Origin of the sequence: Chromobacterium amazonense (genome assembly GCF_001855565.1) — a bacterium.
Lineage (GTDB): Bacteria > Pseudomonadota > Gammaproteobacteria > Burkholderiales > Chromobacteriaceae > Chromobacterium > Chromobacterium amazonense.
Genome location: NZ_MKCR01000003.1, coordinates 42,094 through 58,215, shown reverse-complemented (window position 1 = coordinate 58,215; position 16,122 = coordinate 42,094). Strand labels below are relative to the sequence as shown.

12 protein-coding genes are annotated in these 16,122 nt (G+C 63.5%); 4 read left to right on the top strand and 8 right to left on the bottom strand.

Translation table 11 applies throughout. The annotated features are described in order from the left end of the window. The first annotated feature begins 58 nt into the window (after positions 1-58). Both BI343_RS02190 and prmB read left to right on the top strand, forming a co-directional pair. Positions 59-1,435, top strand: a complete 1,377-nt coding sequence (locus tag BI343_RS02190) for a phosphomannomutase/phosphoglucomutase (RefSeq protein WP_071108480.1) — start codon at positions 59-61, stop codon at positions 1,433-1,435. 115 nt (positions 1,436-1,550) lie between these two features. After that, positions 1,551-2,453, top strand: coding sequence for a 50S ribosomal protein L3 N(5)-glutamine methyltransferase (prmB, locus tag BI343_RS02185; protein ID WP_071108479.1), 903 nt, complete (start codon positions 1,551-1,553; stop codon positions 2,451-2,453). Here prmB and BI343_RS02180 read toward each other — a convergent pair. The 5 genes from BI343_RS02180 to BI343_RS02160 form a co-directional block, all read right to left on the bottom strand. Further along, positions 2,450-3,175, bottom strand: a complete 726-nt coding sequence (locus tag BI343_RS02180; protein WP_083340756.1) for an EAL domain-containing protein — start codon at positions 3,173-3,175, stop codon at positions 2,450-2,452. The genes prmB and BI343_RS02180 overlap by 4 nt on opposite strands. Positions 3,176-3,373: 198 nt before the next feature. Further along, complete coding sequence (locus tag BI343_RS02175; RefSeq protein ID WP_071108478.1) at positions 3,374-4,441, bottom strand: sulfotransferase family protein; 1,068 nt, start codon at positions 4,439-4,441, stop codon at positions 3,374-3,376. Continuing rightward, complete coding sequence (cysC, locus tag BI343_RS02170; protein WP_071108477.1) at positions 4,425-5,084, bottom strand: adenylyl-sulfate kinase; 660 nt, start codon at positions 5,082-5,084, stop codon at positions 4,425-4,427. Before cysC ends, BI343_RS02175 begins: the two co-directional genes overlap by 17 nt. Positions 5,085-5,555: 471 nt before the next feature. Beyond that, on the bottom strand, positions 5,556-6,068 hold the full coding sequence (locus BI343_RS02165; RefSeq protein ID WP_052246747.1) for a hypothetical protein: 513 nt from the start codon (positions 6,066-6,068) through the stop codon (positions 5,556-5,558). A 105-nt stretch (positions 6,069-6,173) separates the two neighbouring features. Continuing rightward, a complete protein-coding gene (locus tag BI343_RS02160; protein WP_139165612.1) occupies positions 6,174-6,458 on the bottom strand; it encodes a hypothetical protein in 285 nt (94 codons plus the stop codon). Positions 6,459-6,538: 80 nt separating this feature from the next. Between BI343_RS02160 and BI343_RS02155 the strand changes: the two genes are divergently transcribed. Then, positions 6,539-7,096: an ATP phosphoribosyltransferase regulatory subunit gene (locus BI343_RS02155; RefSeq protein ID WP_083340755.1), complete on the top strand. Its 558-nt coding sequence runs from the start codon at positions 6,539-6,541 to the stop codon at positions 7,094-7,096. A 39-nt stretch (positions 7,097-7,135) separates the two neighbouring features. Here BI343_RS02155 and tldD read toward each other — a convergent pair whose 3' ends face one another. From tldD to BI343_RS02140, 3 genes are read right to left on the bottom strand one after another with little or no spacing between them, the layout of a single operon-like run. After that, complete coding sequence (gene tldD / locus BI343_RS02150) at positions 7,136-8,578, bottom strand: metalloprotease TldD (protein ID WP_071108474.1); 1,443 nt, start codon at positions 8,576-8,578, stop codon at positions 7,136-7,138. Between the two features lie 9 nt (positions 8,579-8,587). Continuing rightward, complete coding sequence (locus BI343_RS02145) at positions 8,588-9,397, bottom strand: carbon-nitrogen hydrolase family protein (protein ID WP_071108473.1); 810 nt, start codon at positions 9,395-9,397, stop codon at positions 8,588-8,590. Continuing rightward, on the bottom strand, positions 9,394-13,224 hold the full coding sequence (locus BI343_RS02140; RefSeq protein ID WP_071108472.1) for a YhdP family protein: 3,831 nt from the start codon (positions 13,222-13,224) through the stop codon (positions 9,394-9,396). Before BI343_RS02140 ends, BI343_RS02145 begins: the two co-directional genes overlap by 4 nt. Before the next feature lie 122 nt (positions 13,225-13,346). Here BI343_RS02140 and glnE point away from each other — a divergent pair, with 122 nt between their 5' ends. Further along, positions 13,347-16,031 (top strand): bifunctional [glutamate--ammonia ligase]-adenylyl-L-tyrosine phosphorylase/[glutamate--ammonia-ligase] adenylyltransferase, encoded by a 2,685-nt coding sequence (gene glnE / locus BI343_RS02135; protein WP_071108471.1) that lies wholly within the window; start codon positions 13,347-13,349, stop codon positions 16,029-16,031. Positions 16,032-16,122 lie beyond the last annotated feature (91 nt).

Here is a 16,122-nt window from a genome sequence, read left to right as displayed (position 1 = left end):
CCCCAAGACGAGGCGCCGCTTTACGCTCCACATAACACATGGACCGTGTCAGAACATCATGAACAAACTATCCAAAGACATTTTCAAGGCCTATGACATCCGCGGCATCGTCGGCAAGACGCTGACCGCCGCCGTGGCCCAGCAAATCGGCCAGGCCATCGGCTCCGAAGCCAAGGCCCGCAAGGTCAAGGCCATCGTCATCGGCCGCGACGGCCGCTTGTCCGGCCCCGAACTCAGCGAATCGCTGGCGGCCGGCATCCGCGGCGCCGGCGTAGACGTGATCGACGTGGGCCGCGTGGCCACTCCGATGCTGTATTTCGCCGCCCATCAGCTGGGCACGCTGTCCGGCGTCATGGTGACCGGCAGCCACAATCCGCCGGACTACAACGGCTTCAAGATGATGCTGGGCGGCGACACGCTAGCCGGCGAAGACATCCAGAAGCTCTATCAACGCATCGTGGACGGCAATCTGGCCGAAGGCGAAGGCAGCTACCGCACCGAAGACATCGCCGAAGCCTACTTCGAGCGCATCACCTCCGACATCAAGCTGGAACGTCCGCTTAACATCGTGGTGGACAGCGGCAACGGCGTGGCCGGCGCTTTCGCCCCGCTGCTGTACCGCCGCCTGGGCTGCAAGGTCCGCGAACTGTTCTGCGACGTGGACGGCAACTTCCCGAACCACCATCCGGACCCGGCCAAGCCAGAAAACCTGAAGGATGTGATCGAGGCGCTGCAAAAAACCGACGCTGAACTCGGCCTGGCCTTCGACGGCGACGGCGACCGCCTGGGCGTGGTCACCAAGGACGGCAACATCATCTGGCCGGACCGTCAGCTGATGCTGTACGCCGCCGACGTGCTGGAGCGCAACCCCAAGGCCAAGGTGATTTTCGACGTCAAATCCACTCGCCTGCTCAAGCCCTGGATCAAAAAGAACGGCGGCGTGCCGGTGATGGCGCGGACCGGCCACAGTTTCATCAAGGCCAAGATCAAGGAAACCGGCGCCCTGCTGGCCGGCGAAATGAGCGGCCATGTATTCTTCAAGGAGCGCTGGTACGGCTTCGACGACGGCATCTACACCGGCGCCCGCCTGCTGGAAGTGCTGTCGCGCGTGGAAGACCCGAGCGAACTGTTGAACGCGCTGCCCAATGCCGTCTCCACGCCGGAATTGAACCTGAAGATGGCCAAGGAAGGCGAAAATCACTCGCTGATCGCCAAACTGCAGGAAACCGCCCAGTTCGACGGCGCCGAGGAAGTCAACACGCTGGACGGCCTGCGCGTGGAATACAAAGACGGCTTCGGCCTGGCGCGCGCCTCCAACACCACGCCGGTGATCGTGCTGCGCTTCGAGGCCGATAACGAAGAAGCGCTGGAGCGCATCAAGGGCGACTTCCGCCGCGTGCTGGCCACCGCCACCGACGCCAAGCTGCCGTTCTGATTCAGCGCCGCCGCTGCGCCGGATTGTGTTAGCTACGCAGACGGCCTCAGGCCGCTGAATGAAGCGATCAGGGGACATGGGCCATCCATGTCCCCGTTGTATTGAAAGGACTTTCATGTACCAACTGGCCGCAAGCCACTTCTCCACCGTGCGCGACTTGCTGCGCTTCGCCGTGTCGCGTTTCAACGAAGCCGAGCTGACCTACGGCCACGGCACCCATAACGCGCACGACGAAGCGGTCTATCTGATCCTGTCCGCGCTGCAGCTGCCGATCGACACCCTGGAGCCGTATCTGGACGCCAAGCTGCTGCCGGAAGAAGTGGAACGCACGCTGGAACTGATCCGCCGCCGCGCCGAAGACAAAGTGCCGGTTGCCTACCTGACCAACGAAGCCTGGCAGGGCGAGTTCAATTTCTACGTCGACGAACGCGTGCTGGTGCCGCGCTCCTTCATCTACGAGCTGCTGGGCGAACCGCTGGCGCCGTGGATCGAACACCCGGAACTGGTGCACCGCGCGCTGGACCTGTGCACCGGCTCCGGCTGCCTGGCCATCCAGCTGGCTCATCACTACCCGGACGCCGAGATCGACGCCGTCGACATTTCGCTGGACGCGCTGGAAGTGGCGGCGATCAACGTTGAGCACTACGGTCTGGAAGACCGGATCAATCTGATCCACACCGACATGTTCGAAGGGCTGGAAGACAAATACGACCTGATCATCTCCAACCCGCCATACGTCGACGCCGAATCGGTGGACGCGCTGCCTGAAGAGTACCTGCACGAACCGGAAATCGCCCTAGGCTCTGGCGAAGACGGCCTGGACGCCACCCGCGAAATCCTGCGCCGCGCGCCGGATTTCCTGAACGAGCGCGGCGTGCTGATGGTGGAAATCGGCCACAACCGCGACATGCTGGAAGAATGCTTCCCCACCCTGCCCTTCATGTGGATGGAAACGCAGAGCGGCGACGGCTTTGTTTTCCTGCTGACGCGCGAAGATTTGGTTTCGGCCAAAATCTAAACAGACCGCAAAGCCGCCAAACTAAAGGGTTTGGCGGCTTTTTTCATTCCATCCCGGTTCGGGCTGGAACAGTGACAACCCAGCTCCCGGCAGATTCCGGCAACGCCGCGCACGATGGCTTGACTAGCCTTGCGCGTGGCGATGTGGCGCACCAGTTTCATGTCCAACTTGATGATGCCCAGCTGGAAATCCGCCAACAGGTTCAAGCCGGCATAACCCGCGCCGAAGTCATCAATGGCGGTCATGAAGCCGATTCGCTGGTATTCACGGAACACCTCGGCCAACCATTTGCCGTCATCCACCCTCTCCCCTTCCACTGTCTCAAAAACGATTCTGTCGATGGGAAAGCCGTACTGCTTGGCTGCCTTCAGGGTAGTGCTGATGCACACCTCTAACCGGTAGATGGCGTTGGGCAGGAAGTTGATGGAAACCTTGCTGGCAATCCCCTGCCTTGCGGCCAGCTCGATAGCCTTCATCCGGCAGGCCTGATCGAACTGGTATCGGTTGGCGGAAATGACCTGGTCCAGCACAAACCTGGCACCCTGGCCCTGAGGGCCGCGGATCAGCGCCTCGCGGGCGAACAGCCGCCTGGCGCGGATGTCGATGATGGGCTGGAAGGCGTAGCTGAACGCGAAGTCAAGCGAATTGCCATTCCGACATGCCCCACAGGCTGGCTCAGCAACCAGATGCTGCGCGTGCCGCCCCTTGTTGATCGCGTCCATCCGTGATCCCGCCATTTGCCAATTGAGCCTTCAGACTGATTTACTGTTTATCATAGGAGGCTCTATTGCACAAAACCGCCCGCGCTGGAACTTGGCAAGACATCGCCATGGGGCAAACCAGCTTCAAAAGCGTAACAAGCAAGCAGCTGGCCGGCCTACAGCAAGCTCAGATCCAGCACGTGATCCGGCCAAATCCGATCACATCGCCAGGAAAGACTGCTCCAGCTGGCGATCGCGCTGCAGGCGCCGCCGGATTCCAGCCAAATAATCGGCCCGGCACTGCCGCAGCATGTAATCACGATAATTATCGCGGCGCAAATCTCCCCAGGCTTGCGCGCGGGATTTCAAGGAGCGGATTTCCGCCGCTTTGATCAACTCATCATTCAAAGGCAGCTGCGCGGCGGTCAGCAAGGTATAGCCGTAGCGTTCCATATAGTCGCGGCACGCGGTTTCGATGATTTCGATCTCGCGCATCGATAATTGCTGCTTGTACTTGTCGGCATGGGCGGCAATCGGCGGGAAATGGTTGGATGACCACAACGATGATAGCTGCGCAATCCTTGCCGCCTCGGTCGAACTGCCGACGTCCAGCATCTGCGGCAAAAAGGCGATGCCGAAGAAATCGCATACTTGGCGCAGCACCGTTTGCTGATCCAGCAGAAAGTCTTCGTAGCGTATCGTCAACACCTTGTCCGGATGCTCAGCCAATAGGCGATCCGCCGCCTTGTACGCCGACAACCAGGTGCGCACATTGAGTTCTGTATCGAAATCGTGAATGATCGCCCGATTGATCGACGCGATCTGGGCGCGCGGATCGCGCACCACGTTCAAGAAACGCATATTCGGAAACAGGCGCAACAGTTCATCAGCGTAGCGGACGCAATCCAGCGACTTATCCATCACCACCCTCGCCTGCTGCTTCTCGCCGGCGCGCAACAACAACTCCCATGCGATGCGGTGGACGCTGCGCGGCTGATCGGCCAGAGATTCGAAAATCTCCACCGGATCGAAAGCGATATCCGGCCATTTCACCATGCTGGCCGCCTGCAAGCCCACCACATCCACCACCAGCTGGAAGTAATTGCGATCCTCAGCCAGGTCGCCGTACAGCGGCAGCAATGGCATCAGATCCACAACATGCAGGGGGTACGGCGAATAGAACTCGCGGCTGAAATTCAGCCGCAGCCGCAACGCGTGACTGCCGCAACGCCGCAATGGAATCATCAATACCGGCAGCGGCCGGCGCGTCTCAGATGAAGTAATCATGTTCAGCCCCTTCTTCCCTGCTCGCAGGTCCGCAACAGCTCAGCACCAAACCAAACAGGCTGCTCACCGACTCTTCCAGCCTAAGCGAGCCGGCATCCAACGCCAGGGCCGGACGCGATGGCGGCTCGTACGGAGCGGAGATGCCGGTGAAATGGGCGACCTGCCCCGCCCTGGCCTTGGCGTAAAGGCCCTTGCAGTCTCGCGCCTCGCAAACGTTCAGCGCAGTGCTGACATAAATCTCGGCAAAATATGGCTCGCCGATGATTTCGCGCGCCATTTCCCTATCGCTGCGGAAAGGAGAAATGCAGGCGCACACCACGATCATGCCGGCCTCGTTCATCAACCGCGCCACCTCCGCCATGCGGCGGATGTTCTCCCGCCGGTCAACGGCGGAAAACCCCAAATCTCGATTCAAGCCATGGCGCAGATTGTCTCCGTCCAGCACGGTCGACGACATGCCGGCATGCACCAGGCGGTCCTCCAGCGCGTAGGCGATGGTGGATTTGCCCGCGCCGCTGAGGCCTGTCAGCCAAAGAGTCAAAGCCGCATGGCCGAACAATCGCTGCCTGTCCGCCAGCCGTATGCGGCCCCGCGTTCTGAAAATATTGGCTGAAAGACTTGTGTTAGGAGAGAGCGTAGTCATGATTGCACCGTTGCCGTGAGCAGGCGCAAAGCAAGGGAAAGGACAAGAACTTTGCAGCAGTCACGCGCCAGATATATTGGTCATAGCGCGAAAGCAGCGGAAAATACCAATGAAAAAGTCCATATCAGTATTTGCACGGATCATTCGATTCATATTTAAGATCAGACCATCATTCATCTGTATTTTTTCAAATCAGATGCATTGAAATCATGCCGGTCCATCCCCCGCAATATAAAAGCGGCGCCCCCCCCAGCCGCGCCGCCATTAAAATTCTTATCCCTGCGCCCACCATCGCCAGGCAGCGATGGCCAGACAAATCTAACAATGCGGCAATGAGGATGCCAGGGCTTTTCGCCGCCTGCTTGGCTGACTCACCGGCCGCCTATCGCCGCGCCTACGCCTTGCGCGCCGCCCGGCGCCGGCGGCGGGCAGAAGCACTCCCTCTGCGCCGCCCCCGCTCCGGACAGACCGCTAAGGCGTCACATGCATGTACGGCGTGGTGCTCAAGGTAGCGGAAATCGCGCAGCCGCCTGCCAAAGGCGCGGATGACAGGCCTATGGTGGTTTCGCTGCCGTTATCGCCTATCGTTCCCGCTACCTGGCTTGGCCCGCATTGACCGCCCAGGATAGGCGTCTTGACGTCGACCATCACGCCGCCGATAGCCAGCTGATTCTGCGCCGTCACTCGCCCCACCCACGGCGCGGCGACAGTGGCGCTAGCCTTGATCATCCGGCATACCGGAATGCCCTTGAACGCGGCGCTGGTGATCAGGATATTGCCGGCGCCATCCACCGTGCCGCTGAACACGGCGTTGCAATCGACATCCACCCCGCCCTTGCTGACCGTGGCCGGCCCCACTGCGGAAAACGGAATGGCCGCGCCGCCAGCGCCCGGCGGCGTAATGGTCACGGCGCCTGCGGATGCGACACAGCCCAATGCCAGCGCCAATGCCGCGCCGGCCTGAATCTTATTGATCTTATTCATCTCGGAATTCCCATCTTATGTTTGTCAGAAGCGAAATCGCGGCCGCACGGCCCCGGCTTCGAAACACAAGGTGCCATGATGAAGGCATGAAATAATTGACCTGGATCAGCCTGCGGCCCAGCCGTCCAAAGCGCCTGGCTTTAAGGCCAGCCTTATCAGGGGCTTGACATGCCGAGCCAGCGACAACATGATCAAGGCATGAAAACTTCTCTCCACCATCGCCACCACCATCACGGCCAGCTCAAGCGCGCCGGGTGGGCGCATGTCGATTGGGAGGAGACGCATTAGCTGACCCATTCCATCCGTCAGCCACCACCAGAAAGGCGCCGCAAGGCGTCTTTTTTTATTTTCCGCGACCATCGCGCATGCAAAGGTAAACATCATGACCATGATCAGAGGCACCCGCATCGTCTGCGGCAGCCAAGCCGCCACCCTTCGCCAACTGGAAAACCGTTTCCGGAGCTGGCTTCATTGACGCAGGCGCGGAAGAAGCCATCCTGCCTGCCTTGTGGGGGCAGGACACCTTCATCGCCAAAACCGGCGGCAGCGAAATACTCGAACAAATGTGGGCCTTCCCGGATCGCAAAGACAGGCCTTGCTGCCTGATACCGGAGGCCACCGCGCTGTTTCAGGAAAGAAGCAAGGAATTTCTGGACGGCCGGCGCGAAGCCAAATTCTTCTACGTCGCCCGCTGTTACCGTTATGAGCGGCCGCAAGCCGGCCGTTATCGGGAATTCACGCAACTGGGCTGCGAGTATCTGAGTGCCGATCCGGCTAAGGCCAGCCGCGTGAGCAGGCAGCTCTGCCAGGGCTTTCTGGACAGCCTGGGGCTGCGCTATCAGCTCGACAGCGCCGCTCGGCGCGGACTCAGCTACTACCTGAACGGCGAGGGATTCGAAATGCGGGTGCCCGAGCTGGGCGCGCAAAAACAGGTGGTGGGCGGCGGCGCCTACCGCGAAGGCGCCGGCTTCGGCATAGGGCTGGAGCGGCTGGCGCTCGCGCTTGAAGCGCAAGGCATCCGGCTTTGAAGTTCAACGGCCGGGCGGCTGCCCGGCCGTGACAGCCGATCAGCCGCCTGTGCCGCCGACGGTCAGCCCGCCGTCTATGCGCAGCGTCGGCTGGCCCACGCCGACCGGCACGCTTTGGCCCTCCTTGCCGCACACGCCGACACCCTGATCCAGCGCCAGGTCGTTGCCTATCATGGAGACGTAATTCAGCACTTCCGGACCGCTGCCAATCAAGGTGGCGCCCTTGACCGGGTAGCTGAGCTTGCCGTTCTCGATGCGCCAGGCCTCGGACGCGGAGAACACGAACTTGCCGCTGGTGATGTCGACCTGGCCGCCTCCGAAATTCACCGCGTACAAGCCATCCTTGACCGAGGCGATGATTTCCTGCGGATCGCGCTGACCAGCCAGCATATAGGTATTGGTCATGCGCGGCATCGGGATGCTGGCATACGATTCGCGGCGGCCGTTGCCGGTGGGCGCCGTCTGCATCAAGCGCGAGTTCATCGCGTCCTGCATATAGCCCTTGAGGATGCCGTCCTCGATCAACACCGTGCGCTGCGTGGCATTGCCTTCGTCGTCGATGGCCAGCGCGCCGCGTCGCCCGCCCATCACGCCGTCGTCCACCACGGTCACGCCTGCTGCAGCTACCCGCTGGCCCACCATGCCGGAGAAGGCCGAAGTGCCCTTGCGATTGAAATCGCCTTCCAGACCGTGGCCGATCGCCTCGTGCAGCAGCACGCCGGGCCAGCCCGGCCCCAGCACCACCGTCATCTGCCCTGCCGGCGCCGGCCGGGCATCCAGGTTAACCAGCGCCTGCTTCACCGCCTCGCGCACATAGCGCTCCACCACAGCGTCGTCGAAATAGGCCAGATCGAAACGACCGCCGCCGCCGGATGAGCCCTGCTCGCGCCGGCCGTTCTGCTCGGCGATCACCATGACCGACAGCCTGACCAGCGGACGCACGTCGGCGGCGCGCACGCCGTCATGGCGCGCGACGTACACTACGTCGTACTCCATGGCGAGGCCGGCCATCACCTGGATCACTCGCGGATCGATGGCCTTGGCCAGCTTCTCCACTTTTTCCAGCAACGCCACCTTGGCCGCGGCCTCCAGGCTGTGGCACGGGTCGATGGACGGATACAGCGACTGCGGCTTGCGCTTCTCTACCGCGCCGGCGCTGCCATCGCCGCCGACACTGCCGATGGCGCGCACCGCTTCCGCGGCGCGGCTCAGCGCGTCCTGATGGATCGCGTCGGAATAGGCGAAGGCCGTCTTGTCGCCGGCGACGGTGCGCACGCCGACGCCCTGGTCGATGCTGAAGCTGCCGGACTTGACGATGCCCTCTTCCAGATGCCAGCCCTCGTTGCGGGTGTACTGAAAGTAGAGGTCGGCATAGTCGATGGCGTGATGGCGCATATGCGACAGCGTGCGCTCCAGCGCGGCCTCATCCAGGCCGTAGGGCTTGAGCAGCAGATCGTTTGCGATGGTGAAGGCGTCTTGCATGGTGTTCTTTCAGCGTATGACCCGGTGCGCCAACGCAGGCAAGCCGCTGCGCACCGAGTGGATCAATTCGGGATCGAGCTCTGCGGTGACCACGCCCTCGCCGCGCGGCAACTCGGCGAGAATGCGCCCCCAGGGGTCGATGATCATGGTGTGGCCATGGGTATGCCGGCCGTTTTCATGCGAGCCGCCCTGGGCCGAAGCCATCAGGTAGCATTGATTCTCTATCGCACGCGCCCTGAGCAAAGCCTCCCAATGGGCTTGCCCGGTCGTGGCGGTGAAGGCCGCCGGCAGGATCAGCAGATCGAACGGCGCCAGCAGGCGGAATAGTTCCGGGAAACGCAGGTCGTAACAGATGCCGAGCGCGATGTCGGCCAGCGGCGTCTCGGCCTTGACCGGGCTCTGGCCGGGGCAGATGGTATTCGATTCGCAATAGCTCTCGCCCTGGCCGGTGAAGCCGAACAGGTGGATTTTGTCGTAACGCGCCGCCACATCTCCCTGCGGGCTGAACAGCAGGCTGCTGTTGTAGACTTTGTCCGCCTCCTCGCAGCGCAGCGGCACCGTGCCGCCCAGCAGCCACAGGCCATGGCGGCGCGCCATGTCGGACAGCGCCCGCTGGATCGGACCATCGCCGAATGGCTCGCGCAGCGCGACTTTGTCGGTATCCTTGGCGCCCATCAGGCAAAAATATTCCGGCAGCACCGCCAGTTGCGCGCCGCGCGCGGCCGCCTCGGCTAACAGCTGGTCAGCCTTGGCCAGATTGGCCTCTAGATTTAGGCCGGACACCATTTGCACCGCTGCGGCGATGAATTTCTGCATCATGGTTTCTTTCCTCTGAGCTTGACTGGGTCGCCGACATTCACCCGCTTCACCTGCGGATCCTTCAGCGATCCTGTCACAGAATATTCCAGCGTGAGTATCTTGCCCACCGGATCCTGCAAAACCTTTTGCGCCGCCAGGGCGGCGATGCCCACCACCGGGTTAAGCAAGGCGGCCCCCGCGGCCAGCGCCACGCTCTCGGCGACGTGCGGCACCACTTTTACCTGCAAAGCCTGCGTCTCGCGGCCCAAGTCCACGCTGCCCGCGATGCCGACCTCGGCCGCCGGGCTTCTCATCTCCACCTTGTCGGAACGGAACACGCCTTCGCGCACGCTGGCCTTGCCTTGCAGCGCGTCGAAGGCGAAACCGTCGCTGAAGACATCGGTGAAGTCCAGCCGAATCCGCCGCGGCAGCGATTGCAGGCTCAACACCCCGAGCAAACGCGCCACGCCGGGGTCCACCTTGGCGAAACGGCCGTTTTTGAAATCCAGTTCCATTTGACCGGACAGATGCGCGGCGTCCAGATCGCTCAAACCGCCCGGCCAGCTCAGCTGCCCAGACAAACTGCCCTGGCCATTGCGGAACACATCGACTTGGCCAAAGCGCTCCAACAGCTTGCCGGCATTCGATACGTCCAACTGAAAACGGGTCTCCACCCGGCCTGCGCCCTGCTCATCCACCCGCGCGCTGCCGGACAGCGTGCCCTCCGGCGCGCTCAGCCGCAAGGGGTCCATCAGCCAGACGCTGCCATTGCGCCGCGCCGTCATGTCCAATTGACCAATCTTGCGGTTCTGCAAGGATAGTTCGCCGATATGCACCTTCATCGCCGGCAACTGCTGCTGGGCGCTTGCGGCGCTTGGCGTCCCCTCGGCGCGCAAAGGCCAGCTCAAGGCCAGGCGCTCCAAATTGGCCTGCAGCAGGCCGGCGCCATCCCCCAACTGATAGCTAGCGGCGCCGTCCGCCTCGCGGGAGCGCAAACCCACGTTCCACAGGCCATTCTGTCCATTGTTCGAAACCTGAGCCTCGGCCTGATGCAACACGAAGCCGGCGAAGCTCAATTCCGGGGTATTGAGCTGCAGCAACAAGGGCAGGCCGAGCGGCTTGTCGCCGCCATGCGCGTCCAGCCGCGACAAACCGCCCCACCACTCGTCCAGCGCCACCTTGGGCAGCTGCGCCCGCACCGCCAGCCCGGAAGGCGGCCATTCGCCCGGCCTGCGGCCCAAGCCCAAGGCGCCCGCCTGCAAATCACCATCATCGCTCAGCCGCAGTTTGCCGGCGAGCGCGCCGCCCAAGTCGAACTCCAGCCGCATACCGCCGCCAAAACGAGCCGGCGCCGGCTGCAACTGCAGTTGCAGCGGCATGGCGCTACTCGCCGTCTTGCCCAACGGCGCGGGCGCATCCAGCGCCACGCCTTGCAAGGTGCTGTCCAGCTGCAGGCTCTCCAGCCCATCGTGCACGACGAAGCGGCCATCAACCTGCATACGGCCGGACACCAGCGGCGCCGCCAACGGCAGATATTGCTGCATCAGCGCCTTGCCGTCCGCCTCGCCGCTCAGCGCGAAGCGCATGCGTTTGTCGGCTCCGGTATGCGCCGTCAGCTTCAACGGTCCGCCAAACGCATGCAGGGTCAGCCCCTTGCTGTCCACGCCGCGCTCGGTGAAGGTCAGCACGCCCTGGGCCCCCTCCAGCGCCGGCAGCGGCAATCTCCTGAACTGCAAGGCGTTGTGCTTGAACTCGAGGTCGCCGCGCACTCGGGTCGACTCATCGCCATCCAAGGGCACGGCCAGTTGCAGCGTCAGGCCGGCCGGCCCTTCCGCCTTGATCTGGCCGGTAAAGCCTCCCAGCCAGCCATCGACCGGACTCTTGGTGGTGAAAGCCAGCATGCGGTCGAGCCGGTCTTCCACCCGGCCATGGATCTGCAGCCACGGCACCTCGGCGCCGAGTTGATCGATGGCCGCCGTCACATCTTGCAGCGGAACGCCCACCGTGGACGCGCGCTTGCCCCCCACCCGCATCGATTCGTTGTGGAAGCGCAGCTTGGCGTCGATATCGTCTATCGTCGGCCAGCCGCTTTCATAAAGCAGCTTGGCTTTTTCGATATCGGCCTCCGCCAAAAACTCGCCGCCATTGCCGCCGGCAAACGGAAATTTTCCCAGATCGCCCTTCAGTTTAAAAGTCAGGTTTTTCGCCACCCCGTCCAGCAGCGCCTTGCTCAGCCAGCTTGTGGTGCGCTCGCCCACCTGATGCGGCAAATAGGAGGGTATGCGCGTCGCTTTGACCGCGTCTATTGTCCCGCTCAGGTCGATCAGGCCGGCGCCATTGCCGGGATAATGGTAGCTGCCGCTGACTTGGCCGTTCAGGTCGGCATTGGCGAAGACCACTTTGCGCAAAGCGATATCGAGTCCTGAGCCCTTCTGCGTCCACTCGACGTCCGCCACCAGCTTGTCAAACGGCAGGCTGTGCCCAAACAGCTCCGGATACACCACTTCGGACTGGCCGGTCTCCAATTGCAGGCGGCCGCCATGCTCGTCGAACGCCACCTTGCCGCTGACGCCGGACACGCCAGGCACGTCGGCGAACGGCTGCCAAGCCAGCTTTTCGAAACGGGACTTCAGCTTGAAGCTGTGCGGCGCTTCCACCGGGCCTTGCCAGCCCACGGTCAGGTCATGCAGCGCGCCGCGCGGCGCGAAGCGGGCGAACAAGGGGTTGCGATCCAGCCCGAGGGCATGGATGAAGGGATTCAGATTGCCGACATCGACATTATCCAGCGTCAACTCTCCGCCGCCTTGCGCGCCGGGACGCCACTCGCCCTTGATGGAGGACTTGTCGAAGGCCAACCCTGTGGCGCTGGCCAAGGTTAAATCACTGGCCGCGATGCGGTAGCTGCCGCCCGACTGCCGCTCCAGCTGCAGCTTGCCCTGCAATTGCGGCAACACCAGCTCGCGCGCGCTGGGAGGCGTGTAGGCCGCGTCTCGCACGCTGACATCGGCCTGCAGGCTGCTGATGGCGCCATCGGAAAACGCCATTTCCAAGGTGCCGTCGCCCTCGCCGCTGCGCAGCACGCCCAGATCGCGCATATAACGCGACCAGACGCTGGCGCGCGCGCCGTTCAGGGCCACGCGCAGCGTCCCGGACCAATCCTGCCAACGGTCGATGTCGTCGCCGCGCCAGCCGGCACTCAGCTCGAAGCCCTTGCCCAGGGTGGCGGCCGGCAAACCGGATAATTGCAGCTTGTGTCCCAGCAGCGTCCGCTCCAGCAACAGCCGGCCTTGCTGCAAATCCAGCCGCGGCAGGCCCAGGCGCTCATCCACCCAGCTCAGGCGGGCATTGCGGATTTCCAGCGAAGGCTGGCGCAATAGCCAGTTGCCGAGAGCGTTGTCGTGCGACGGGCCGCTGCTCAGGTCGAAGCCGTTCAGATAAATCACGCCATTGGGGTCGCGGCGCAACTCCACGGACGGCCCGTCGGCCAGCACCGACAGCCGCGGCTCCCACGCCAGCAAGGAGGTCCACGATGGCTGCACCGTCACGGCGCTCAAAGTCAAGGCCTGGCCGGAAACCGGATTGGCGATGGACACGCCATTCAATTCGAACCGCGGCGCCACGCCGTCCCATTGGCCGGACAGCCTGGCGATGCCGACCTTGTGCCCGAGCGAAGCGGACAGGTTGCTCTCCAGCTGCGGACGGTATTGGTCCAGACGCGGCAGCAGCCAGAAGGTGAAGATGGCAAAAGCTGCGCACAGCACGCTACCGGCGACCGCCAGCGCCGCCGCGAACAGCAAAAGACCGCGCTTCAACAGGCGCAGCACATGAATGTGGGACAACGGCGACAAGGGCTTTTTCAACGAGTGCAAACCGTTACAATGGCATGAGTGAGAGATACGGCGCGAAACCGGCTGCAGCCCGCCCCTGGCGCCGCCGTCACCCGGCCGTGCGCCAAGCCGTCGGAGCTATTATGCCAGCAAACACGAGTGATGCCATTGCCCGCAGTTGCGAGTTTTCCCAGTATTTACACCGTCTGCTGAGCGCCCGCCCCGAGCAAGCCCAGCGTCTGGAACAGAAATGGCGGCAGCCCTTCACCCTGGACGAAATGCAGACTTTCGTCGACTGGCCGGCGCAGACCGCGCCGGAGCAGCAGGCGTCGGCGTTGCGCCAGCTGCGGCAGGCGGTCATGGCGCGCCTCATCTGCCGCGACCTGAACGGCCTGGCCTCGCTGGATGAAGTCATGAGCACCATCAGCCAGCTGGCGGAATTCGCGGTGCGTCAGGCGCTGGCCTGCGCCGCGGCCGCGCTGACGCAATATGGCCAGCCGATAGGCGAAGACAGCGGCGAGCCGCAGCAGCTCATCGTCATCGGCATGGGCAAGCTGGGCGGCGGCGAACTGAACGTCAGCTCGGACATCGACCTGATCTTCATTTACCCTGAAGGCGGCGAAACCAACGGCGCCCGCCGCATCAGCAACCATGAGTACTTCACCCAGCTGGGCAAGCGGCTGATCGCGCTGCTCAACGACATCACGCCGGATGGCCAGGTTTTCCGCGTCGACATGCGCCTGCGCCCCTACGGCGACTCCGGCCCGCTGGTGATGAGCTTCGCCGCGCTGGAAAATTACCTGCTGAGCCAGGGCCGCGAGTGGGAGCGCTACGCCTGGATCAAGGCCAAGGCGCTGACGGGCGACGCAGAGGCGTTGAACCAGTTGGTGCGGCCCTTCGTCTACCGAAAATATCTGGACTACAACGCCTACGGCGCAATGCGCGAACTGCATGCGCAGATTCGCCGCGAAGTGGCGCGGCGCGATATGGCGGACAATATCAAGCTCGGTCCCGGCGGCATCCGCGAAGCCGAATTCATCGCCCAGGTGTTCCAGCTGATCCGCGGCGGCCGCGACCGCACCCTCCAGCTGCGCGGCACCCGCGCCACGCTGGACCGGCTGGCCGCGCTGCGGCTGCTGGAGCCGGACGCGGTGGAGGAGCTGCAGGCTGCCTACGCCTTCTTGCGCAATCTGGAGCATCGCCTGCAGTATCTGGACGACCAGCAGACCCAGACCCTGCCCGCCGCGCCCGATACTCGCCAGAAGATCGCCGCCAGCATGGGCTTTGCCGATTGGCCGGCTTTCGAAGACGCGCTGACAGCGGTCCGCGCCAAGGTCAGCCGCCATTTTGAGCAGGTGTTCATCCTGCCCAGCGAGGACAGCCCGGACCACCCGCTGTCCGAACTATGGCTGGACGTGTCGGAACAGGCGCCGGAACAGAAGCTGGCCGACCTCGGCTATGCCGATCCCCAAGCGGTCGCCCGCCAGCTCAAGGGCCTGGCGCAGAGCCAGCGCTATCTGCAGATGCCGCTGTCCGGCCGCAAGAAGCTGGACGCGCTGATGCCGGCGCTGATCGAGGTGGCCTCGCGCTTCCCCAATGCCGACGACACGCTCTCGCGCATCATCGGCCTGATGGAAGCCATCAGCCGCCGCGCTTCTTACCTGGCGCTGCTCACCGAATACCCGCAGACGCTGCAGCGGCTGGCTTCGCTGTACTCCGCCAGCGCCTGGATATCGGCCTACCTCAGCCGCCATCCCATCCTGCTGGACGAGCTGCTCGACGTGCGCGTGCTGTACGCCGCCCCGGACTGGCCGCAGTTGGCCGCCCAGCTGGAAGCGCAGCTGGATCAGGCCGAAGGAGATGTCGAAGCCAAAATGGACGCGCTGAGGCACTTTCAGCACGCCCAGACCTTCCGCCTGGTGGCGCAGGACCTGGCCGGCATGTGGACCTTGGAAGCGCTGTCCGACGAGCTGTCGCGGCTGGCCGACCTGGTGCTGGACGCCGCTGTGCGCCACGCCTGGAGAGACATCCCCTCGCGCCACACCGACACGCCGCGCTTCGCGGTGATCGGCTACGGCAAGCTGGGCGGCAAGGAGCTGGGCTACGCATCGGACCTCGACATCATCTTCCTGTACGACGACCCCCATCCCGACGCGCCTGACCTGTACTCCCGCCTGGCGCGCAAGCTCTCCACCTGGCTGACCAGCGCCACCGCGGCCGGCGTGCTGTATGACATCGACCTGCGACTGCGCCCCAACGGCGCCAGCGGCTTGCTGGTCAGTTCCATTGCCGCCTTCGGCCAGTACCAGGAAAACCAGGCCTGGGCATGGGAGCACCAGGCGCTGACCCGCGCCCGCTTCGTCGCCGGCGACACGGACATCGGCGCGCAGTTCGAAGCCGAACGCCACGCCATCCTGACCCTGCAACGCGACCCGGCCAAGCTGCGCGATGAAGTTCTGGCCATGCGACAGCGCATGCTGGAAAGCCACCCGGCGCGCGAAGACGATGTCAAGAACGCGCGCGGCGGCATCATAGACGTCGAATTCATCGTGCAGTACCTGATCCTGGCCCACGCCCGCCGCCTGCCTGCCCTCACCGGCAACACCGGCAACATTGCCCTGCTGGCAGTGGCTGCCGAGGCCGGACTGATAGACGCCGGCTTGGCGGAACATGCCCGCGACGCCTACCGTCTGTTCCGCCGCCTGCAGCACGCGGCCCGCCTCAACGACAAGCAAAATGTGGACGTCGTCCCCGAGCTGCAAGCTGCTTACTACAGCGGCAGACAGCTCTGGCAACAGGTTTTCGAGCAAGCGCTCGATTTTTCCTGACAGCCAGTTCACAAAGCCGCGCGCCGCGGTATACACTGGTCCATTCAAATGGCGGACCGCCGCCGGCAAGACAGGGCACCGCGCCCGGACA